The sequence below is a fragment of the Streptomyces sp. O3 genome (assembly GCF_054788135.1).
The window spans coordinates 131,548-152,236 of sequence record NZ_JBTVYK010000004.1 but is presented as its reverse complement, the minus strand read 5'-3'; the positions used below and the strand labels follow the sequence as shown (position 1 = coordinate 152,236).

At 71.4% G+C, this 20,689-nt stretch carries 18 protein-coding genes; 7 read left to right on the top strand and 11 right to left on the bottom strand.

Annotated features, from left to right (window positions below; translation table 11 throughout):
* Position 1: 1 nt before the first annotated feature.
* From ACX6XY_RS04085 to ACX6XY_RS04050, 8 genes are all read right to left on the bottom strand, one after another.
* Positions 2-1,243: an ATP-grasp domain-containing protein gene (locus tag ACX6XY_RS04085; protein ID WP_460326403.1), complete on the bottom strand. Its 1,242-nt coding sequence runs from the start codon at positions 1,241-1,243 to the stop codon at positions 2-4.
* Positions 1,240-2,463 carry a 3-deoxy-7-phosphoheptulonate synthase gene (locus tag ACX6XY_RS04080; protein WP_460326401.1) on the bottom strand — a complete coding sequence of 408 codons (1,224 nt, stop codon included), beginning with the start codon at positions 2,461-2,463 and terminating at the stop codon, positions 1,240-1,242. Before ACX6XY_RS04080 ends, ACX6XY_RS04085 begins: the two co-directional genes overlap by 4 nt.
* The gene (locus ACX6XY_RS04075; RefSeq protein WP_460326399.1) at positions 2,460-3,962 is read right to left on the bottom strand and encodes an aromatic amino acid lyase; all 1,503 of its coding nucleotides are present in this window, start codon (positions 3,960-3,962) and stop codon (positions 2,460-2,462) included. Before ACX6XY_RS04075 ends, ACX6XY_RS04080 begins: the two co-directional genes overlap by 4 nt.
* A complete protein-coding gene (locus ACX6XY_RS04070; protein WP_460326397.1) occupies positions 3,959-4,975 on the bottom strand; it encodes a class I adenylate-forming enzyme family protein in 1,017 nt (338 codons plus the stop codon). Before ACX6XY_RS04070 ends, ACX6XY_RS04075 begins: the two co-directional genes overlap by 4 nt.
* Positions 4,972-5,268 carry an acyl carrier protein gene (locus tag ACX6XY_RS04065; RefSeq protein ID WP_460326394.1) on the bottom strand — a complete coding sequence of 99 codons (297 nt, stop codon included), beginning with the start codon at positions 5,266-5,268 and terminating at the stop codon, positions 4,972-4,974. Before ACX6XY_RS04065 ends, ACX6XY_RS04070 begins: the two co-directional genes overlap by 4 nt.
* A complete protein-coding gene (locus ACX6XY_RS04060; protein ID WP_460326392.1) occupies positions 5,265-5,672 on the bottom strand; it encodes a hypothetical protein in 408 nt (135 codons plus the stop codon). The genes ACX6XY_RS04065 and ACX6XY_RS04060 overlap by 4 nt, the downstream gene beginning before the upstream one ends.
* 96 nt (positions 5,673-5,768) lie before the next feature.
* Entirely contained in the window at positions 5,769-7,496 is a 1,728-nt protein-coding gene (locus ACX6XY_RS04055) for a prenyltransferase/squalene oxidase repeat-containing protein (RefSeq protein WP_460326389.1), read from the bottom strand.
* Complete coding sequence (locus tag ACX6XY_RS04050) at positions 7,493-8,809, bottom strand: phenylacetate--CoA ligase family protein (protein WP_460326386.1); 1,317 nt, start codon at positions 8,807-8,809, stop codon at positions 7,493-7,495. Before ACX6XY_RS04050 ends, ACX6XY_RS04055 begins: the two co-directional genes overlap by 4 nt.
* 188 nt (positions 8,810-8,997) lie before the next feature.
* Here ACX6XY_RS04050 and ACX6XY_RS04045 point away from each other — a divergent pair, with 188 nt between their 5' ends.
* The gene (locus tag ACX6XY_RS04045; protein WP_460326384.1) at positions 8,998-10,209 is read left to right on the top strand and encodes an AMP-binding protein; all 1,212 of its coding nucleotides are present in this window, start codon (positions 8,998-9,000) and stop codon (positions 10,207-10,209) included.
* 54 nt (positions 10,210-10,263) lie between these two features.
* Positions 10,264-11,169 carry a dimethylargininase gene (gene ddaH / locus ACX6XY_RS04040; protein WP_460326382.1) on the top strand — a complete coding sequence of 302 codons (906 nt, stop codon included), beginning with the start codon at positions 10,264-10,266 and terminating at the stop codon, positions 11,167-11,169.
* Here ddaH and ACX6XY_RS04035 read toward each other — a convergent pair.
* Positions 11,088-12,134, bottom strand: a complete 1,047-nt coding sequence (locus ACX6XY_RS04035) for a LysR substrate-binding domain-containing protein (RefSeq protein ID WP_460326380.1) — start codon at positions 12,132-12,134, stop codon at positions 11,088-11,090. The genes ddaH and ACX6XY_RS04035 overlap by 82 nt on opposite strands.
* Before the next feature lie 289 nt (positions 12,135-12,423).
* Here ACX6XY_RS04035 and ACX6XY_RS04030 point away from each other — a divergent pair, with 289 nt between their 5' ends.
* From ACX6XY_RS04030 to cpt, 4 genes are all read left to right on the top strand, one after another.
* Complete coding sequence (locus ACX6XY_RS04030; RefSeq protein WP_460326378.1) at positions 12,424-13,419, top strand: LuxR C-terminal-related transcriptional regulator; 996 nt, start codon at positions 12,424-12,426, stop codon at positions 13,417-13,419.
* A gap of 180 nt (positions 13,420-13,599) precedes the next feature.
* Positions 13,600-14,544 carry an ABC transporter ATP-binding protein gene (locus tag ACX6XY_RS04025; protein WP_460326376.1) on the top strand — a complete coding sequence of 315 codons (945 nt, stop codon included), beginning with the start codon at positions 13,600-13,602 and terminating at the stop codon, positions 14,542-14,544.
* Positions 14,541-15,392 (top strand): ABC transporter permease, encoded by an 852-nt coding sequence (locus tag ACX6XY_RS04020; protein WP_460326375.1) that lies wholly within the window; start codon positions 14,541-14,543, stop codon positions 15,390-15,392. The genes ACX6XY_RS04025 and ACX6XY_RS04020 overlap by 4 nt, the downstream gene beginning before the upstream one ends.
* Positions 15,393-15,453: 61 nt before the next feature.
* Positions 15,454-15,987: a chloramphenicol phosphotransferase CPT gene (cpt, locus tag ACX6XY_RS04015; protein WP_460326373.1), complete on the top strand. Its 534-nt coding sequence runs from the start codon at positions 15,454-15,456 to the stop codon at positions 15,985-15,987.
* A 72-nt stretch (positions 15,988-16,059) separates the two neighbouring features.
* On the opposite strand, the gene ACX6XY_RS04010 is transcribed toward cpt, so the two are convergent.
* Together ACX6XY_RS04010 and ACX6XY_RS04005 are read right to left on the bottom strand one after the other, a co-directional pair.
* The gene (locus tag ACX6XY_RS04010) at positions 16,060-18,123 is read right to left on the bottom strand and encodes a TerD family protein (RefSeq protein WP_460326371.1); all 2,064 of its coding nucleotides are present in this window, start codon (positions 18,121-18,123) and stop codon (positions 16,060-16,062) included.
* Between the two features lie 183 nt (positions 18,124-18,306).
* Complete coding sequence (locus tag ACX6XY_RS04005; RefSeq protein WP_460326369.1) at positions 18,307-19,335, bottom strand: DUF3533 domain-containing protein; 1,029 nt, start codon at positions 19,333-19,335, stop codon at positions 18,307-18,309.
* Positions 19,336-19,525: 190 nt separating this feature from the next.
* Between ACX6XY_RS04005 and ACX6XY_RS04000 the strand changes: the two genes are divergently transcribed.
* The gene (locus ACX6XY_RS04000) at positions 19,526-20,545 is read left to right on the top strand and encodes a rod shape-determining protein (protein ID WP_460326367.1); all 1,020 of its coding nucleotides are present in this window, start codon (positions 19,526-19,528) and stop codon (positions 20,543-20,545) included.
* Positions 20,546-20,689: the final 144 nt, after the last annotated feature.

Sequence of the window (20,689 nt, the reverse complement as noted above, 5' to 3'; positions counted from 1 at the left end):
GTCAGCGGGACGCGGCCAGTTCGGCGACGGGCTCCGCGCTCACCCGGAACGCCGCCGCCGTGTCGGTCAGCGCCCGCAGTACGGACCCCGCGTCGGCGGCCCGGAACCGGAATCTGCCGCCGACATGCTCGTAGTAGGCGTCCGCCGCCGGGAGGATCTCCCCGGCGCTGAGCAGGACTTCGGCGTACGGGCCCGGCTCACGCCCGGTCATCGGGGTGACGTCGGTGATCCGGCAGGGCCGGGCTGCGGGCGCCGGGATGAGGAGCCAGCCGCCCCGCTCGCCGGTTCCGGCGTGCTCGCGCGGGGCGGCCGCCGGGAGCCCGAGCTGGATCCGGAACGCCGCTTCCATCAGGTCGTAGCCGTGCAGCTCGCGCCAGATGAAGGGAATCTCGGCCCCGCCGACGCGGGCTCCCACTTCCAGGAACCAGCACGCCGCGCTGTCCGCGTCCACGAACACCTCAAGGTGGAAGGGTGTGGGGCGGTCGGTGAGCGCCGCCAGGAAGCGCCGGGCGTGCTCGCCGATCGTCCTGAGGAGCACGGGGTCGTCCTCCTCCACCGACCCCAGGAAGGTTCCCTCCCGGAATCCCAGACAGGTGTTGACGTAGCGGGACGCCCGCCAGCACGTGAGCTCCGTGCCGTCGAACACGCCGTCCACGTGAAAGATGGGGTGCTCGTTGACCTGCTGGACGAGCAGGGGCTCGGACCAGTCGACGAGACCGAGCTCCAGCGGCCCGGAGAGGAGCGCCACCCCCGCGCTGGAGCTGCCGATACGCGGCTTGACCACGACGGGCCAGCCGTGCTCCGCCGCGAACTCCTCGACGGCGGCCGCGTCCGGGGCCTCGGCGCTCGCGGGCACGGGCAGACCGGCGTCGGCGATCAGCGCGGTCATCACCTTCTTGTCGCGGAACCTGAGCAGGTCTTCCGGGCGGTCGCCCGGACAGTCCCACTCCGCGCGCAGGGCGGCGGCGACCAGCAGGTCGTCCTCCTTGAGCGCGACGATCCGCGCGGGCCTCCCGTGGCGTTCCGCGAGGAGCCGCAGCGCGTCCCGCACCTCGTCGAGATCATCGGTCCTGTCGACCGTCACGACGTCGGCGGCCGCCGCGGGCAGCGCGGCGAGGGCGATCTCCGTGGCGATGTAGGTGACGGCGTGCTCGGCGTGGTCGAGGTAGCTCCCGTACTCGGCGTAGCGCTCTCTCCAACGGGTGATCACCACGATGTGGGGCCGGGTCGTACGCGTGGTCATGCGTCGGCGTCCTTTCGGCGTAGCTGAGCGGCGGCGGCCTCGACCACGCGCCGTGCCTGTACGGCGTCGAGCCGCGGGTCGCAGTCGGACGTGTAGCGGGGCAGGGCGTCCGGCACGGTCAGCGCGGGGTGTTCGTCGACGCACTCCGTCACGTCGTCGCAGGTCATCTCCAGGTGGAGGCCGCCGGGCGGCACGGCGTGGGCCCGCAGCACGGCGTGGAAGTCCTCGACCTCGCGCAGCATGTCGGTCAGCACGCGCGTCTTGCGGCCGGAGACGTGGCGCACCGTGTTGCCGTGCATCGGGTCGCACAGCCACACCACCTGTCCCGCGAACGGGGCGGCGGCCTCGACCAGCGCGGGGAGCCGTGACGTGGTCAGGTCCGCGCCCATCCGGCTGATCAGGACCAGCCGTCCGGGCGGCCGCCCCCGCGCCAGCAGCTGGCAGAGTTCGCGGACGTCCGACGGCGCGGCGTCCGGGCCCAGCTTCACCCCCACCGGGTTGCTGACCGAGCGGGCGAACTCGATGTGCCGCCCGTCGAGCTGGCGGGTGCGCTCGCCGATCCACAGCAGGTGGGCCGAGGAGGCGTACCGGCCTTGCCCGGACGGGGCCGTACGCACCAGCGGCTCCTCCAGGTCGAGCAGCAGGGCCTCATGGCTGGTGAACAGGGGCGCGGATCCGGTGTCGGGGGTTCGCGGGGCGGACGGCAGACAGCCGTCGAGGAAGAGCGCGTCGAGGCATCGGGCCGCGTGATCGTAGGCGGCGCGCAGGCGCGCCGGGTCGGCGCGGCGGGCGGCGGGGTCGGCGGCGGCCGCGTTGACCGCGTCGCCTCGGTAGACGGGCAGTACGGTGCCGTCCGCGAGGGTCTCGGTCCGCTGGGAGCGCGGTTTGGCGTACTGCCCGGCGAAGCGTCCGATCCGTACCGTCGGCAGCCCGGAGCGCAGTGCGGCCAGCTCGGCGAGCCCGGTCAGCTGGGCGGCCTTGGCGCCGATCCGGTCCGGGGCGGAGTCGGCGAAGGGCTCGGCGCAGTCTCCGCCCTGCAACACGAACGCCTCACCCCGCGCGGCGCGGGCGAGTTCGGCGCGCAGCCGGTCGCAGGAGGGGGCGTCGACCAGCGGCGGCAGGGCCGCGAGTTCCTCCCGCACCTGTGCGACGGCGTGCTCGGACGGCCACTCGGGCTGCTGTGCGGCGGTGCGTTTGAGCCCCGGAGTCGTACTGGTCATCGGTGGTCCTCCTGACCGCTGCTGAAGTGCTGCTCGATCCGCTCCGCGGTGTCCGCGACCTCCTGGGCCAGCGGCCGGTCGCGGTCCAGGGGCGTCCAGCTCTCCGCGAGCCGTTTCCAGAACCCCTCGGCTGGCAGCGGTCCGGCCAGATGGGAGAGCTGGGTGAGGGCGAGGCAGAGCGAGGCGGTGATCCACCAGGCCCGGTCCAGCGCTTCGGCCACCGCGTTGGCGCTGTTGAGGGCGAGCGGGACATGGTCCTGGTTGCCGAGATTGGTCGGGACGGGGGTCAGCGACGCCGGATAGCCACGCTGGCGGATCGCGCCCAGGTGAGAGGTCGCGGCGATCTGCACGCCCGCGAAGCCGCTCTGCTGTCCGGGAACGGGCGTCAGCATGGGTGGCTGCCCGCCGTTGTGCCGCGGGTCCAGGACCAGGGCCAGCTGCCGTTCGGCGAGGAACGCCAACTGGTGGACGCAGAGCATGTGCTGCTCACTGGCGAGCGAGACGGGCGCCGCGTGGAAGTTGCCGCCGTGCAGCACCTGCCCGTCGACGAAGACGGGGTTGTCCGTGCAGCCCGTGCCCTCCGCGACCAGCACCTGTTCCTGGAAGCCGAGCTGGTCCAGGACCGCGCCCACCACCTGCGGCGCGCAGCGCAGCGAGTACGGCTCCTGGAGCCGGCGTGCGGCCGACGCGTCGCGGCTGGCGGCGCGCCGGGCCTCGCGGATGACGGCGGCCGCGCTCAGCTGTCCGCGCTGTCCGCGGACCGCCGAGAGCCTGTGGTCGTACGGTTCCGGACTACAGCCGAGTAGCCCGGCCAGCCGCCCGGTGCCCACGGCGACGGCGTCGGCCAGCGCCGAGAGCCGCCGGTGGTTGTGCAGGGCGCGTGCGAGTGAGGCGCTGGTGCCGTTGGCGAAGGCCAGCGCGGAACGGGCGTCCCAGCGGACCGGGCCGAGACCCAGCCGGTCGAGCACGCGCGAAGCGGGCTCCTGACGCCAGCCGCCGTCCGGGGTCCGCTGCCAGGCCATGCCCTGACCGGCCGCCGCCTGGGCGGCGTGTGCCAGGGGTATCAGGTCGCCGCTGGCGCTGAGGCTGCCGTCCTGCGGCACCACAGGGGTGAACCCGCGGTTCCACTGTTCGGCCAGCGCCTCCCACACGTCGACCGCTACGGCGGAGTGGCCGAGGGTCATCCCGCGCAGTCGCAGCCAGACCATGGTGCGGACCACCTCGGGCGGCAGGGCGGGTCCCTGCCCTGCCGTGAGATGGTTCAGCAGCCCCGCGCCCTGGGCGAGCGCGTCGGCGTCGGCGTCGTATTCGACGAGCGGCCCGAAGCCCTGGGTCAACCCGTAGACGGGCTGCTTCGCGGCGATGCCGGTCAGGGCGGTGCGGCCTGCCTCCATGCGGGCGCGGGCGGCCGGCTCCAGGACCAGCCGGTGCGTCCCCCGCGTGGCCCCGAGCAGCTGCCGCACCGTCAGCTCGCAGTCCGTGTCCAGTACGAGCGTCACGCCGCACCACCCCCGTGCCCGGTGAGGCGGTCCCGTAGCGGTCCCGCCAGCGGCTTCCCCGTCGCGGACCGGGGGATGCGCGCGACGCGGCGCACCGAGCGGGGCAGCGGGCATCCGGGCAGCGCCCGGCTGAGCACGTCCCAGACGGCACGGGCGTCGGGACCGGCCACGCCGCCGGTGTGGAACACGTCGTAGTGTTCACCGCGGACCGGGTCGACGCCTGGCACGCACACCACGTCGGTTTCCGGGAAGGCCCGGTCGACGGCCTCTTCCACCTGTGCGAGGTCGCAGCGCACCCCGTTGACCTTGATCAGTCGGGAGGCGCGGCCGAGCAGCGTGAACTCGCGTGCCGACGTGGGTCTCACCAGGTCGTCCATCACCCACTCGGCGGGCGGGCGCACCGCGTCGTCGCGGCGTGCCAGGCGCGGGCCGCGTACGGTCAGCCGTCCGTCCGCGCCGACACTGACATCCACGTCGTCCAGCAGGCGCCACGGGCGCTCCGCGCTGGCTTCGGGCGCGAGGTCCCGGACGGCGACCGCCCCGGTCTCCGTCGACCCGAAGATCTCGACCGCGCGCAGCGGCGCTCCGGCCAGCTCCCGCACCACGCCTCGCGCGGCGGGCGTCACCGGGCCCGTGCCGTGCAGGGCGACGGCGCCGGGCAGTCCGGCGATCCGCCGGGCCAGGCTGCGCAGGATCAGCCAGCTGGACGGCACGCACACGAACAGCGTGCGCAGGTCCTGCCGCCAGTCGGGTACGGCGGACGGGTCATGCCAGGCCGCCTGGACGGGCACGGACCGCAGCTCGGGCAGCACCACCCCGAAGAGCCTGCCGTACAGGTGCTCGGGCGGGGCGAAGCAGACCACCTGCTCGATCGGTCCCGGCAGCGTGCGGGCGACCAGTTCGGCCTCCGTGCGCAGCTGCTCCGCGCTGCGCCACCAGCGCACCGGGTCTCCGGTGTGCCCTGATGTCGCGAACGGGATGTCCTCGTCCAGAACCGCGCGGGTCGAGCTCACGCGGAGTGCCCGAGTGCCAGGCGGTCCTCCAGCAGATCGCCCACGAAGGAGACGATCCGGCCCAGGGTCGCGAAGCTGTAGCGGACGTCATGGGCCACGAAGTCGACCTCGATGTCGAACTCAGCCTCGATACGGGAGACGCACTCAAGGGCGGTCAGGCTGTCGTAGCGGTCGCCGAGCGCCTGGGTCAGATCGGCGTCGTCCGCGACGCCCGACAGCGCGTCGCCGAGCAACGGGTCGAGTGCGGCCCTGACGCGGGTGGATATCTCGTCAGCCGTGGGAACGGCGGTCATGCGATGTCCCTTTCCTGGGAGTCGGCGCGCCTCAGCCGGCCTCGGTCGGCCAACTGGACGTGGCCGGGGTCGGTGGGGCGGAACTCGATGTAGAGCAGTGGAGTCGCCCCGGTCAGACCGAGGGCGCCGGCGATCTCGTCCGCGAGCCCGGAGCGGAACTCCTCGTCGCGGTCGGGTCCGACGCACACGGTCACCAGGGCGTAGTGCAGGCCCTCCTCGTCGTGCGGCAGCACGTCGACGGGCATACCGCCGGTGAAGACGGTCTGAGGCGGCGGTTCGGAGAACTTCACCACCACATGGCCCGCGGCGACGCTTCGTTCCGTCAGCCAGCGGGTCAGCCGCACGGCGATCGCGCGGCGGGCGGGCACCGTCAGCGCGGGGCCCTGAATGTCGATCGTGGGCATGGGAAACCTTCGGCGCGGGGATCGGCGGAGATCAGCAGGACCAGCAGAGATCGGCAGAGATTGGCAGAGATTGGCAGAGATCGGCGGACACAGGGGTCAGGACAGGACCAGCGGGGGCAGCGAGTCCCGCGCACCGAGCGCGCCGCGCCGGTGCAGCAGCGTGCCGAGGCAGTCGGCGAGCGGTCCGCCCCCGGCGGGGGCGAGCGGCGTCCACGCCGTGCCCTGCCGGGTACGCACCCGGTCGGTGAACCGGCGCAGATGCTCACGGTCGACCTCGACGCCGTACAGGTCCGATGTGGCCACCGCTTCGTAAGTGGAGAGCAGATCCGGCATCCGCGCGCCCGTGTTCGCCCAGCCACCGCCCCGTACCCGGTGCCGGTCGAGCAGCTCGCGGAGGGCCTCGGGCCCCCGCTGTCCGAGAGCGTGGCGGATGCGCAGGACCTGAAGGCCCGGACGCAGTGCCCCGGTCGGCGTCGAGGCGGCGTAGGAGGCCAGGGCGGCGCTGTCGAGCACGGTGTCGATCTCCGCGCCCAGCCGGTGGACGACGGCGGTCGCGGCGGCGGTGGACAGCGGGTCGGATCCGCGCCCTTCCCAGAATCCGAAGCCGCCGTCGGGGTTCTGCAGGGTGCGCAGCCAGCCGAGGATCCCGGCGCGCTCGGCGGCGTCCCGCTCGGGGTCGTCGAAAGCCCCGGCGGTGAGCCCCCAGAGGGTGCAGCGGATCTCGCTGCCCCGCCCCGGCATATACATGAGGCCTGCCTCGTTGGGCAGTTGGCAGCTCTCCAGCCAGGTCCGGTGGTCCAGGGCCGTCTGCTCGGTGGGCGCGGTCAGCGCCGCGGCCGCCGTGGTCAGCGCGTCGGCGGCCAGCTCGGGTTCACGGTAGGTGTATCCGCCGCCAGGACAGGCCAGTTCGCTCATGCGGCGTACGACGTCGTCGGCGAGGTCGGCGACCTCGGCCCCGACTCCGATGAGCGCGCCCACCGCGCAGAACGACGCCCAGACGTCCTCGACCTGGTAGCCGCTCCACCGTACGAACGCCCCGGTGGTTCCCCGCAGGCCGCGCACCCAGCCCTCGATGGGGCGGGCGGGCAGCGCGTCCAGCGCCCGCAGCGCCGCCACTGAGCGGTAGGTGGCCCACAGACAGGGAACCTCGGCGTCCGGAGAGAAGCGGAAGCCGCCGTCCGGGGTCTGCTGGGCCTGGATCCAGGAGACCAGTCCCGGTACGTCCCAGGGCGGGTCGACGGGCTCTTCGCTGTTCAGTGCCGCCCAGGCCGCCGCGCCGTAGTGGCAGGCGCGCACATCGGGGGCGCCGTGACCGGGGGTCCAGCTGAGCCCGCCGTCCTCGGTCTGCAGTCCGCGCAGCCAGTCCAGCAGCGCTTGCCGGTCCGGTACTCCGGCTTCGCGGAGCCCGATCGCGGTCCTGGTGGAGAAGTGCGTGGCCCAGACCTCGGGGGCCTGTCCCGGCGTCATGGCGTAGGCCGCGCCGGACCAGGTGGTGCGCAACCAGTCGGCCACCTGGGCCTTCTCCGGTACCGGGCGGCCGAGATCGGTGAGTGCCTGGGTGCAGTAGAAGGTGGCCCAGGCGTCGGACGGCATACCGACCGACCAGGCGTAGCCGCCGTCCGCGTTGCGACGGCCCGTCAGGTAGCGGGCCGTGTCCTCGGGGGCGGTGACGTCCGCGGTGCGGCCGAGCCAGGCCAGGGTGCGCACGGCGGCGTAGGTGCACCAGAGGTCGGGCTCGCCGAGGACGGCCCCGCCCACGGGCGAGGGGGCGAGCGACGGGCGGGCCGGGGGCAGGCTGGCCGGGGAGGGGCTGATCGTGGTCACGAGGCACGCTCCACGACTCGTACGTTGGTGCGCTTCCAGCTCTTCTGTGATCCGCCGCTCTTGGTCGTCGACGGAAGCGTGTTGACGAAGGTCACACCGTCCCAGGTCAGCCCCAGACGCTCGACGGTCGTGCGCCGTACCGCGTCGGCGGTGGCGGGCTCCGCCGCGCGGTCCGCGCCGAAGGGGCGCTCCAGGAGCAGCCGGGCGTAGGACCCGGCCTCGTCGGTCTCGACGAGGTAGCCGGTGGCTTCGGTGCTCCCGTAGACGATCTCCTCGACGTCGAGGAGGGTCACGTCGACGCCGCCGAGGCGCAGCATGTCACTGCTGCGGCCGCGCACGACGAGGGTGCGGCCGGTGTCGCCGCAACCGCAGTCGGCGCTGCTGACCTCCACCTCGTCGCCGGTGTCCAAGCGCATCAGGGGACGGGCGTGGAGATTGAGCGGGGTCACCACCAGGCGGCCGATCCCGTCGGACGGCAGGGGAACGGCGCCGTCGGCGTCGGCGAACTCGAAGTAGTGGGCGCCGGTGAGCAGATGGAGGCTGCCGTTCGCGCAGGTGGCCGCCAGGGTTCCGGTCTCGGTGCTGCCGTAGCTCACGTCGTACCCGGCGGCGTCCCACCAGTCCCCGAGCCGGTGGCGGAGCGCCGGAGTGCTCACTTCGCCGAGCAGCAGCAGCTTGGCGACGGAGTCCGCCAGTCCGGGCAGGGTGCCGCGCTGCTGGAGGAGGCGGGTGAGCTGTATCAGCACGCCGGGGGCGGCGAAGACCACGGTCGGGCGCAGGGTGGTCCACAGCGCGGAGATCCGGTCCCAGTCCGAGATGCCGGTGGCGAAGGGGTACATCCTGGTGTGCGGAAGACCGAGATACTCGCAGACGGACACGATCAGATCGCCCACGGGCACGATGTCGGAGGGCAGCAGGATCGCCACCCGGTCGCTCGACCGCAGCACTGACCGCCAGGATTCGGCCACGGACACGGTGTTCCAGACGATGTCCTCCAGGAGCCGCGGGGTAGGCGTCACACGCCCCGACGTCCCGGTGGTCTCGTAGTACTTGGCGGACTCGGTGAGTTCCGTGACGGCGAAGCGCCACGGGTCCGCCTTCAGTTCGTCCTTGGTGGTGACGGGCAGCGCCCGGAAACTCTCCCAGCTGAAGTCGGGAATCCCCTGGAACGCCTGGGACTTGGCGGCCCTTTCCCACAACCGGGCCAGTTTCTGGCCGTAGAAGTCCTCGGTCGGCTCTCCACGGCGCGTCTCGCGAGTCTCCTCCTGAGCCAGTTGCAGGAGATTCAGCCCTGCTCGATCGCGAATCAACATGCCCGGTGTCCCCCAACTCGCCGCGGATCTGCGGCCTCACGTCGACTCTGTGTGCCGTGAGGCATTCAGTCATGCCCGCCGTCGGCGAGTCCAATAACTATCTCGAATCGCTTTTCATAAGCGGCACTTATTACGTGAGTGGAGATTCTCCTTGGACATCGCAAGCCGCGGCATCGCCTACTGTTCCCATGACGAGGACCGAGACCGAGATACCCGTGGGCGCGCTGCTCGACCGGATGGCCGAACTGCCGTCGCTGAGCGAGCGGTACGAGCAGGCACGCGGGCTCGCCGAACCCGCGCTGGCGGACCTGCCCGTACTGACCAAGGACGACTTCCGCACCGCGCTCCCGGACGTGCTGCGCCGCGCCAGGCGCCGACCGCACGGCTCCATCGTCCTGGGCAGCGGGGGCACCACATCGGCGCCCAAGCTGAGCCTGATTCCCAGCAGTCAGCTGATCGAGGCGGTCTCCGGCGCATGGAGCCCGCTCGACCGTGAAGACGTCCTCGTCAACTACGACACTCCGGGCAGACTGAGCTCCTCGCACAACTTCTTCAACGCGCTGGCCCACCACGCGGGGGCCGTGACCGTCCCGCTGGGCGCGGTGGACGACGCGCAGCTGTCCGAGTGGCTGGACTTCGTGGACCTGCTGGACGCGACCGCCCTCAACGCCACCCAGAGCCAGATCTCCCACCTGCTGGAGTTCTACGAGCGCGCCGAGCGCACGCCGCCCTCCTTCCGGAAGCTGCTGTGGACGGGCGAACCGTTCGGCGAGCGGGCCCTGGAGATCACCCGCCGTGTGCTGCCGGACGCGGAGCTGTACGGTGTCTACGGCTCGACCGAGACGTGGGTCATCGGCCACAACGGCCCCGGCTGCGACCTGGACACCTTCCATCTCGTGCCGTACCAGCACATCGAGTTGAGCGACGGTCTGATCCTCGTCACCAACCTCCATCCCGAGTGCGTCAACCCCGTGGTCCGCTACCGGATCGGGGACCGGGGGGAGTTCACCCAGTGCGCCTGCGGCCGTAGCGAGCCCGCGCTGCGGGTCATCGGGCGCGACGATCCGCAGCTGAAGTTCCTCAGCATTCTGGTGACGCCCCAGGAGATCGCCGAGGCCGCCAGGGCGGAACCTTCCGTATCCGATGTACAGATCGCGCTGTTCGACCACGGGACCGCGCACGAGCGCATGGAGCTGAGGGTCAGGACCGCGCCCGGCGCCGACGCCGCGGACGTCGAGCGCCGGGTCCAGCACACCGTGCTCACCCAGGTCTACCGCCTCGGATACGAGGTCCAGAGCGAGGCTCCGGACGCCTTTCAGGTACGCGTGGTGGACCGGTTCACCGTCAACGACCGCTCCAACAAGACACCCCTGCTGGTCAAGGACTCGCCCCTGGTCTGACGACCGAGCCGTCCGGATCCCAGCCTCACGCCCCGCCCGACCTCAGGAGATCCCATGCCCCGCGACACCGCCCGCACCGCTCGTCCACGGCACTATCTGATGTGCCGCCCGACCCACTTCGAGGTCAGTTACTCGATCAATCCGTGGATGGACCCCGGCAAGCCGGTCGACCGCGACCTCGCCATCCTCCAGTGGGAGCGACTGCACGCGCTCTATCTGGAGCTCGGTCACACCGTTGACCTGATCGACCCGCTGCCCGGTCTGCCGGACATGGTCTTCGCCGCCAACGGCGCGACCGTGGTGGACGGCCGGGTCCTGGCCGCCCGGTTCCGCAACGAGGAGCGAGCGGCCGAAGGGCCCGCCTACGCACAGTGGTTCCGGGACAACGGTTTCCCGGAGGTCCTGGAACCACAGTGGATCAACGAGGGGGAAGGCGACTATCTGGTCACCGACAGCTGGGTGCTGGCCGGTTGCGGCTTCCGTACCGACCCCGCCTCCCACCAGGAGGCGCAGGAGCACTTCAGGCGTCCCGTGATCGGGCTCACCCTCGTCGACCCGCGCTTCTACCACCTGGACACCGCTCTGGCCGTGCTGGACGGAGACGAGATCATGTACTGCCCCGAGTCCTTCTCACAGGGCAGCCAGGAGGTGCTGCGCCGCCTGTTCCCGGACGCCGTCCGGGTGCTCCCCGAGGACGCCGGGGTGTTCGGCCTGAACGCGGTCTCGGACGGGCGCAACGTGATCCTGCCCGCCGCGGCCACGAACCTGGCGGCGCAGCTGGCCGAGCGCGGCTATCAGCCGATCGGCGTCGACCTCTCCGAACTCCTCAAGGCGGGCGGCAGCGCGAAGTGCTGCACCCTGGAGATCCGAGGGGCTTCCTACGCGCCGACGACGGAGGCGACTGAGCCGACATCGACGACGGAGGCGACGGAGCCGCCGCGCACGGCATGCGTCGTCTGAACCGATGAGGTCCGGGGGGTCCGGGAGGTCCGGGGGGTCCGGGGGGTCAGGTGGGTCCGGGGCGGAGCGACCGTACGTCGCTCCGCCCCGGCCGCCGTCGCCATGAAGGAGAGAAAGAGCCGCAGCGCGGACTTCCCGTTGTCCCTGCGCCAGGCAAGGGCGAGCGGCACGGTCGGCGCGCCTTCCAGCCTGCGGAGTACGACACCCGGAACATCCAGGAGGGCGACCGATCCCTCGGTCACCAGCGTGATCCCGTCCCCCTCCGCGACCGCCATCAGCATCCGCGCCTCGTCCGGCTCCTCCTTGGCTATCCGGGGCCGGTCCCCGGCCCCGTACACGGCTTCGGTGATCGACTCCCAGAGACCGCCCGCCTCACGGGGGAAGAAGACCAGCGGCTGCCCGCTGATCGCGCCCCGCGGAACCACGGAATGACCCGCCAGCGGATGCCCGGACGGGAGCCCGACCAGGATCTCCTCCCGCCCCACGAGCAGTGAGCCCACCGTTTCGCAGCTCCCGATCGGCGGGCGCACGAACCCCACATCGACGCTCCGGGCCCGGATGCGGTCCAGATTGAGCGTGCTGAAGCCGTTCGACGTCTGCAGAGTGACCTGGGGGTGGGCGATGCGAAAGGCCGCCGTCAGCTCCGAGGCCGGGCCCAGGCCCGCGGAAGCGGTGTACGCGAGCGACAGCGTGGAATGGTGCCGTTCGGCCAGCCCGTGGGCGAAGGCGTCGACGTCCTCCGCATGGGCAAGCAGTTCACGGGCCTTGGGCAGCAACGCCTGCCCTAGGGGCGTGAGGGACACCCGCTGCCGCGAGCGACAGAAAAGCGGTGCGCCTATTTCTCTTTCCAGGTTCTTCACCGCCTGGGAGAGTCCGGGCTGAGAGATGTGCAGCCGCTTGGCCGCCCTGCCGAAATGAAGCTCCTCGGCTACCGCAGTGAAATACCGTAGACCTCGAATATCCATCGGCGGAATCTCGCGCTTTCTACGGTTCGACGCCACCCCAGCCGGAGTCGGCCAGGACCACCGATTCGGACAGGGGCTGAGACGTCGTCAGGGCGGTCCACCCCACACACGCGAACACTGCCATAACGGCGACGGACACTGCGGTGAACGATTTTCCAACGGTGGTACGCATGGGTCTTACTCGCTCCTTTTCACGATGCACTAACCCGAGCGGGCTCGCTGCCCATCGTGCCTGAAGAAGCACCCACAGCCACGAACAAGCCACTTCACAAATGTAAGCTGCACGCTCATGAACCATGGCGAGCGGTGCACAGATCGGTCTATATGCGACAGCTGGGAGGACGGGGCGCCGTGCCCGTCCGGCCTGCGCTTCTACCGGAAGGTGCTCACCGAAACCGGCCATCCGCTCGATGACGCGCCGGGATGCCTGCGCTCCCTTGGCCTGGTGACCGAAGACCCGAGAGAGCCCGGCACGGCCCAGGCGGTGCCGCCCGCCACGGCCCGCTACGCCGCCTGCGGTCCCCTACGGGAACGCGTCGCCGAGTACCAAAGCGTCGAGCGTGCGCTGCAAGCCGCCTTCGCGGTCGCCGAGTCGGCCTATGCCGAGGTGCGCCGCCATGAGGCGCCGCCCTTCACCGTGCACCACGGCGATGAGCCCATCAGCCAGGCGCTCGAAGCGGCGGTCGACCAGTGCCGACAGGAGTTGCTCACCGCCCAGCCGGGCGGCAGCCGCCCGGACGCGCACCTGGCTTCCGCCCTCCAGCGGGACATGCGACTGCTCTCCCGCGGGGTCGTCCAGCGCACGCTGTACCAGCACACCGTCCGCTCCCATCAGCCGACCCTGAACTACATCGCCCAGGTCACCGAGGCCGGTGCCGAAGTGCGGACCCTTACCGAGGTCTTCGAGCGGCTCATCATCTGCGACCGAGAGGTCGCGTTCCTCCCGATTTCCGACGACCGCAGCACCGCCGCCCTGGAACTGCGTCACCCCGCCGTGGTCCGCTACCTGGCGAACTCCTTCAACCGCGACTGGAGACGCGGAGTGGCCGTGGTGTCGGGGCGGCCCCAGAACCGCTCGACCCTGGTCGCCTCCGATATCCAGCGCACCATTCTGCGGGGAGTCATCTCCGGCGAGACAGACGAATCCATCGCCCGCCGCCTCGGCCTCAGCCGCCGCAGCGTCGCGGAACACGTCCGGAAGATCTCGGCGCAGCTGGGCAGCAGCAGTCGTGCCCAGCTCGGCTATCTGGTCGCGACCACGAACTTCCTCTCCTCCCCTGAGTGACATCACGGCGGACATCGCGCACGCATACCACCGACAGCCGTTCGATACTGTGTCCGTCCGGGAGGCCGCATCTCCTGACCAGAGATGACACCACGGCGGCACGGGGCGGCACAGCCGCACGGCCTCAAGCCAGGCCCTGCTCCCGGAGAACGGCCACCAGCACGGACGGGGGAAACACCGATGCCCACAGCGCACACGCCACACGCGCCGCCCGGCAGCGACGACGGCGACGCGGTCGTCGCCGTACACGGCCTGCGGATGCGCTACCGCGACCAGGACGTCCTGCGCGGGGTCGACTTCACGGCCCGGCGAGGCGAGGTCGTCGTCCTGCTCGGTCCGAACGGCGCGGGCAAGACGACCACCATCGAGATCCTGGAAGGCTTCCGGATCCGCTCGGCCGGTGACGTGACCGTACTCGGCGCCGATCCGGCGCGCGGGGACGAACACTGGCGGGCGCGCCTGGGCATCGTGCTGCAGTCCTGGCGCGACCACGGCAAGTGGCGGGTGCGCGAGCTGCTGGCCCATCTCGGCTCGTACTACGCGCCGTACTCCACCGCCGACGTGCGACGGCCCTGGGACACCGACGAACTCACCGCCGCCGTGGGGCTGACCGAGCAGGCCGACCACCGCGTCGGCGCCCTGTCCGGCGGGCAGCGCAGGCGCTTCGACGTGGCCGTCGGCCTCGTGGGCCGCCCCGAGCTGCTGTTCCTGGACGAGCCGACGGCCGGTCTCGACCCGGAGGCCAGGAACGAGTTCCACGGCCTGGTGCGGGGGCTCGCGGACGAGAGCACCACGGTCCTGATGACCACGCACGACCTCGCCGAGGCCGAGAAGCTCGCCGACCGGATCCTCGTGCTGGCCGGCGGCCGCATCGTGGCCGACGGCACGGCCGCCGAGCTGTCCCGGCGGGCGTCCGCCGAGGCCACCGTCCGCTGGACGCGGGACGGGCGCGCCTTCGAGGAGTCGACGGCCGAGCCCACCGGCTTCGTCCGTCGGCTGTTCGAACAGCACGGCGAGGCGATCGGCGGTCTCGAAGTACGCCGGGCGAGCCTGGAGGACACCTATCTGACGATGGTGCGGGAACTCGAAGGACGCGCGGGGCTCGAAGAGGGAGGGGCGCGATGAGCCCGGTGTGGTACGCGGCGCGCGTCGGAGTGCGGCGCGGCTGGACGGAGCTGCGGCAGACGTTCACCACGGGTCAGGACGTGTTCGGGTACGTGCTCTGGACCGTACTGCTGATCGTTCCGCTGGCCCTGACCCGCGACGAGCCGGTGGAGGGCGCCGGGATCTCGGTCGGCGCGTTCATGCTGCCGAGCATGCTGGGCATGACGCTCGCGTTCACCGGGCTGATGACCACGGCGCAGCTGCTGGCGACCGAGCGCGAGGACGGCACCCTGCTGCGGGCCAAGGCCGTGCCGCACGGCATGGTCGGCCATCTGGTCGGCAAGATCGTCATGGTGTCGGGCACCGCGCTCGCGTCCATGGCGCTGCCGTTCGCCGTCGGGATGCTCCTGGTCGACGGCGTGGCCCGGCAGGCCGGCGGCGCGGCGCTGACGCTGCTGTGGGTGGTGCCGCTGGGGCTCCTGGCGACCCTGCCGATGGGCGCGGTCATCGGCTCGTCCGCGTCCAGTCCGCGCGTCGTCGGGCTGCTGATGCTCCCGGTGATGGGGCTCGTCGTGATCTCCGGGATCTACTTCCCGATCTCCGAGCTGCCGGAATGGCTGCGGCCCGTCGGACAGGTCTTCCCCGTGTACTGGCTCGGCCTCGGCCTCAGGTCAGCGCTGCTGCCCGCCGACGCGGTCGCCACCGAGATCGGCGAGTCCTGGCGGCACCTGGAGACGGTGGGCGCACTGGGCGCCTGGGCGGTCGCCGGGCTACTGCTCGCGCCGCCCGTGCTGCGCCGGATGGCCCGCCGCGAGTCGGGGGCGACGATGGCGGAACGACGCCGGAAGGCGATGCAGCGGGTCGGCTAGTGCGAGCCGGGGGCGCGGATATTCGTTTCGCACCGGGCGGAGCGCGCCGTACCGTGGCGTGGTGACGACTCAGGTGATCATCCTCAACGGCGGCTCCAGCTCGGGTAAGTCCGGGATCGTACGGTGCCTGCAGTTCGTACTGCCGGACCCGTGGCTGGTGTTCGGGTGCGACTCGTTCGTCGACGCCCTGCCCGCGAAGCTGAAGGAGGCGGACGCGGGGATCGCGATCGGGCCGGACGGCGAGGTGCGCGTCGGGGCGGAGTTCCGGGCGCTGGAGGCCGCCTGGACCGAGGGGGTGGCGGCGATGGCCAGGGCCGGCGCCAGGATCGTCATCGACGACGTCTTCCTCGGCGGAGCGCGGTCACAGCAGCGGTGGCACCAGGCCCTGGACGGACTGGACGTGCTGTGGGTCGGCGTCCGCTGCGCCCCCGAGACCGCCGCTGGCCGCGAGGTGGCACGCGGGGATCGCGCGCACGGCATGGCCGCGTCGCAGGCGAGTGCGGTCCACGAGGGCGTGCGCTACGACCTGGAGGTGGACACCACCCACACCGAGTCCCTGACCTGCGCCCACGCCATCGCCGCACACGTCGCCTGACAGCTGGACGCGGTCACGACGTGCGCGGCGGCCGGGCGAGCGGTCCGCGCTCGCGCTTCTCGCCCTCGCCCCTCACCCGGTCGGCTGCGCCTCAGCGAGCCGGCTCGGCCTCCGGGACGGCGTACCGTTCAGGTGCGCCATCACGTCCGCATGGAAGCGGTCCACGGCGTCGTCCACACTGCGGATGAAGCCGCTCTCCGCCTTGCCCCTGGTACTGCCCATGCCCTTGAAGAGCGACAGCCGGAATCCGGTGATCTGCGCCCCGTCCTTCGGCAGGATGTCGGCGGGTTCCGGCCGCAGCCGCTCCAACGTGCCACGGGGCCCCGCTCCCTGGCCCTCCACGAGCGTCTCGACATGCAGATCGGCAGGCGCCGCGGCGAGTTGCCGGATCAGACGCTTGACTCTGGCGAGCGGGTAACCCTTCGACGGGGCCGGTACCTCGATCGAGGTGCGCAGCTTGCCGGTGCGCAGATCCGCGGTGATGGCAAGGATTCCGGGGGTCGCCTCGACTCGTAGTTCCGCGTGCAGGCGTCCCTCAAGGCAGAGTCGGTCAGCCTGCGCCACACGGCGCACCGAGGGATCCGCGCCGCGCTTGGCGCGCTGGACGGGCAGCACCTTCTGCCCGAGTTCCCCACCCAGCCGCAGGCAGACCTGCCGCATCAGACGCTCCCAGCTCTCCACCACGTCGACGGCACGGCGATCCCCCTGGGACAGGGTCTCGCTGTCGATGCCGTCGCGCACCGGCACCCAGGCGGGGCCCATGTTCTGGAAGCCGTGGCAACCGGAGTTGTCATGCTGGAGGTAGTGCAGCAGCTCATGGAGCAGCCAGGCGTGGGCAGCGTTGCCCACACCCTCGTGGCGGATCAGCATCTGTGCCTGATGGGCTACTTCGGCCCAGGAAAGGTGTCTGAGCGCGGCCTTGTGCTTACGCCGCCCGTCGATCCTGACGTCGACCAGAGGTGCCCCTTCCAGAGCTACGTCGTTGGACAGCGTGATCACGGCCTCGTATCCGCGCCGGGCGGCGATGTCCATGTAGTCCTGGACCTGTTCTGCCTTGAGCGGGTTGCCGTTGGTCTTCGTCTCGACGAGCGCGGTCCAGAGTTTGCCCGCCCGCTCGACTCGGATCACGCCGTCGGGGCGCCTGGGGGTGTCTCCGTTCGGCAAGGAGACCTCGGTGAACGTCTCCATACGCCCGGCCGGAGCACCGAACGCCGCGGTGAGCCGACGGCCGAACTCCGGAACCTGTGCCATGACCGACAAAAGCACAGACGTGGCCCGCATTTCGCGTTCTCTGTCGTTCTTGAGTGCGGACACGGGAAAGAGCCGGGCCGTCCGCCAGGAGTCATTCTCGGCGAGTGACTTCTTCGCGGCCTTGGGAAGCGTGACCTTCTTGCGGGCGGTACGGGGCCGGGGGGCCGTCTTTGCCTGCGGTGCGGGTGCCGCCTGCGCGCCGGGCGACGGCTGAGTGCCGGTCCCGTCCTCTTCGGGGTTCTTCTGCGCGGGGATCGCCGCTGCTGGGGGTGCGTCTTCGGCTGCCGCCTCCGCTTCGGCCTCCGCTTCGGCCGCCTCCTCGTTCGCCGCCTCATCCGCAGCGTCGTCCTCGATCGCGACGCCGAAGTCGGTAGCCAGGCCCGCCAGTCCGGTTTCGTATCCCTGGCCGACGGCGCGGAACTTCCACTCCCCGCCGCGACGGTAGAGCTCACCGAAGATGAACGCGCTCACGTCCCCGGCGTCCTCGGTGGAGAACTGGAGCAGGTTCTCACCCGTTCCGTCGGCGAGCGTCATGCACAGGTCGTTCAGATCTCCGAAGCGGCGGCCGTATCTGCTCGCCGCGACGACGATGCGTTCGACGTCGGACGGCATCGCGGTGAGGTCGAAGCCGATACGGTCCTCGTTGCCGTCGGCTGTCGGTGTCTTACCGATGAGCTGGACACTGCCGTCGGAAGCGACCGGGTTGTTATAGAAGTAGAAGTCGGCGTCGCTCCGCACCTTGCCGCCGGATCCGAGAAGCAGGACCGAGACGTCCGCGTCCCCCTCTCCCGAAGGGCTGCTCCAACTCAGGCTTACGAGAACGGATCCGACATCGTCAACGAGCGCTCCCAAAGCGATATTGGCGCCCTTGACCAGCTTGTGCATACAACCCCCCAGCTGCGTGACCGCGTTGGGACATACCTCGGCGATCTCTTAGTGGCTCTTGCTCAATCGGCGATCCCTGCTGAAGGGGAACCCTAGTCTCCGATGTCACCGACACGCCGGAAAGTGCGAGAAGTGACGTTCATGCCGGCTGGGCGAGCGTGCTCCCGCTCAGGGGAGCGGAAGTCACTGGCGTACCTCGCTGGCCTCGACCGCCGCCCGCCCCGTCTTGAGCGACGAGAACAGCAGCGTGAGCAGGATGCCGCCCGCGCACCAGGCCGCCAGGACCAGGAGCGGTCCGGTGATCGCGTGGCCGCCGAAGTACGCGATCGAGCGGCCCGCCCAGGTGCCCGCGCCCGGCGGCAGGGCGGGGCCGATCTCCCGCCAGAACGGGGGCAGCAGCGGATACTGGTACGCGCCGCCCGCGCTGGGGTTGCCCGCGACCACGATGATCAGCACGGTCAGGCCGATGCCGACGATCCCGGCCATGCCCTGGAGGGCGAAGGTGGTGGCCCCGGACGCGAACACCACCAGCGCGCCGAGCCCCGCGAGGCCGAGGACGCTGCCGGGCAGCGCGCCCAGGACCGGGCCGATGAACACGGCCCCGAGCAGCCCGAGCGCCAGCGCGAACACGGCGAGCGTGAGCAGCCGGATCGTCGCCCGCATCCGGTTGGCGGGACGCGCGCCGTAGCTGATCGCGAGGATCGCGGCGCACAGATAGCCGCCCACACACCAGCCGACCACCAGATAGAACGCCGAGAGCCCGCGCGAGTCCCCGCTGTCCGCGGGGAACACGTCCTCGGGCGTGGCGGTACGCTGCTGCGCCGCCTCCGCCTGCGCGACGATCTCCGTGAGCGCGTCGGTCACCGCCGAGCCGCCGCCGCTCGCGAGCAGCAGCCGGTCCGTGTCGGACGTCGGGTCGACCACCAGCGCGCCGTAGATCTTCCGGTCCTTGAGCTGCTCGCGCGCGGCCCGCTCATCGGCGACGGCCCGCGGGTCGAGCGGCGAACCGGGCAGCCGCTCCAGCTGGGCGACCGTCTGCCCCCGCACCTGCTCGGGAGCGACCACGCCGAAGGCGATGTCCTTGGGCCGCTGCTCGTGGAAGGCCCCGGCGTACGAGACGATGAACAGCACGCCGAGCGCCAGCACGCCCAGCACCAGCAGCGCCGCCCGCGGCCGTACCGCGTCCTTGACCTCTCCCAGGAACGTGTGCATACGGCCAGCATCGGCGGGACCCGGCGAACGCGCTGGCTGGATGCGGCCGATCGGTACGCCCCCGCGGCGCGCCCGCCCGCTGACCCACTCCAAAGCACCTCACCGGTCGCACGCGTCAACGAGCGGTGCCAGGATCGGTCCGAGGCGGGGGGACTGACCGGCGGGGGGCAGGCAGCAAAAGGGAGCGGCCATGCGCCGAATACAGCGGATTTTCGCACTGGACCTGGGCAGCTCCGCCCTGCGGCTGTGCGTCGACGGCGAGGACCAGGTGACCTCGGTGCCGTCGGTCGCCGCCGTGAACAGCTCGGGTTCGGTGGTGGCCCGCGGCGCCACGGCCCAGTCGATGCGCGGCCGTGCCCCCACCCATGTGGACATCGTGCGACCCGTCGCCCGCGGGGCCGTGATCCACCAGCAGATAGCCATCCGGCTGCTGTCCGCCAGCCTCCGCGACACCGGCCCGCTCAGCGCCCTGAAGGACTGTCACGCCGCCGTGTGCGTCCCGGACGAGGCGACGCCCCTGGAGCGGCGCGCCCTGGCCGAGGTCTGCCACGAGGCCGGGCTCGGCCGCGTACGGCTGATACCGAAGTCGCTGACCGACCTGGTGGGCCTGGGCCTTCCGGTGCACGAGCCCACCGGGGCACTGCTGGTCGACGTGGGCGTCGAACGGACCTCGGTGTCCATGATGAGCATGGGCCACGCCACGCTGACCCGGACCGGCGAGTGCGGCGGCCAGTCCGTGAACCAGGCGCTGATCCGCCATCTGCGCACCGAGCACGGCCTCACCACCGTCGACGAGGCCGCCGAGGACGCCAAGCTCCAGCTGTCCGCCCTCACCAGCGCGGACGACCACATCCTCGTACGCGGCAAGGACCTCACCGACCGGGTGCCGCGCACCCAGCGGCTGCCGCTGGACGAGGTCGCCGCGGTGACCGGCACGGTCTGCGACGACGTGACCCGGCTGGTCAGGTCCGCGCTGGAGGACGGCCCGTCCGAGCTCGCCCATGACGTACTGGAACGGGGGATCCTGCTCATCGGACGCGGGGGCCGGCTGCCGGGGCTCGCGAGCCGCATCCGCGACGAGGTCGGGGTACCCGTGCACCGAGTGGGCCTGGACGGCGCCACCGGCGTCGTGGGCGCCCACCGGCTGGCCCAGAACGCGGCCAGGAACCAGCGCGAACTCTCCGAGTACGTCCCGCTCGCGCTGACGTGACGGGTACGCCGCCTCGACGAAAGAGACGAGAGCAGCCAGCGGCATGGCCGGATCGTACGCGAAGCTGGCCCTGACGGCGCTTTCCGGCCACGCTCCCCGCACGGAGACTGAACCCGAATCTCCGATCCCGACCCGAAGTCCCCA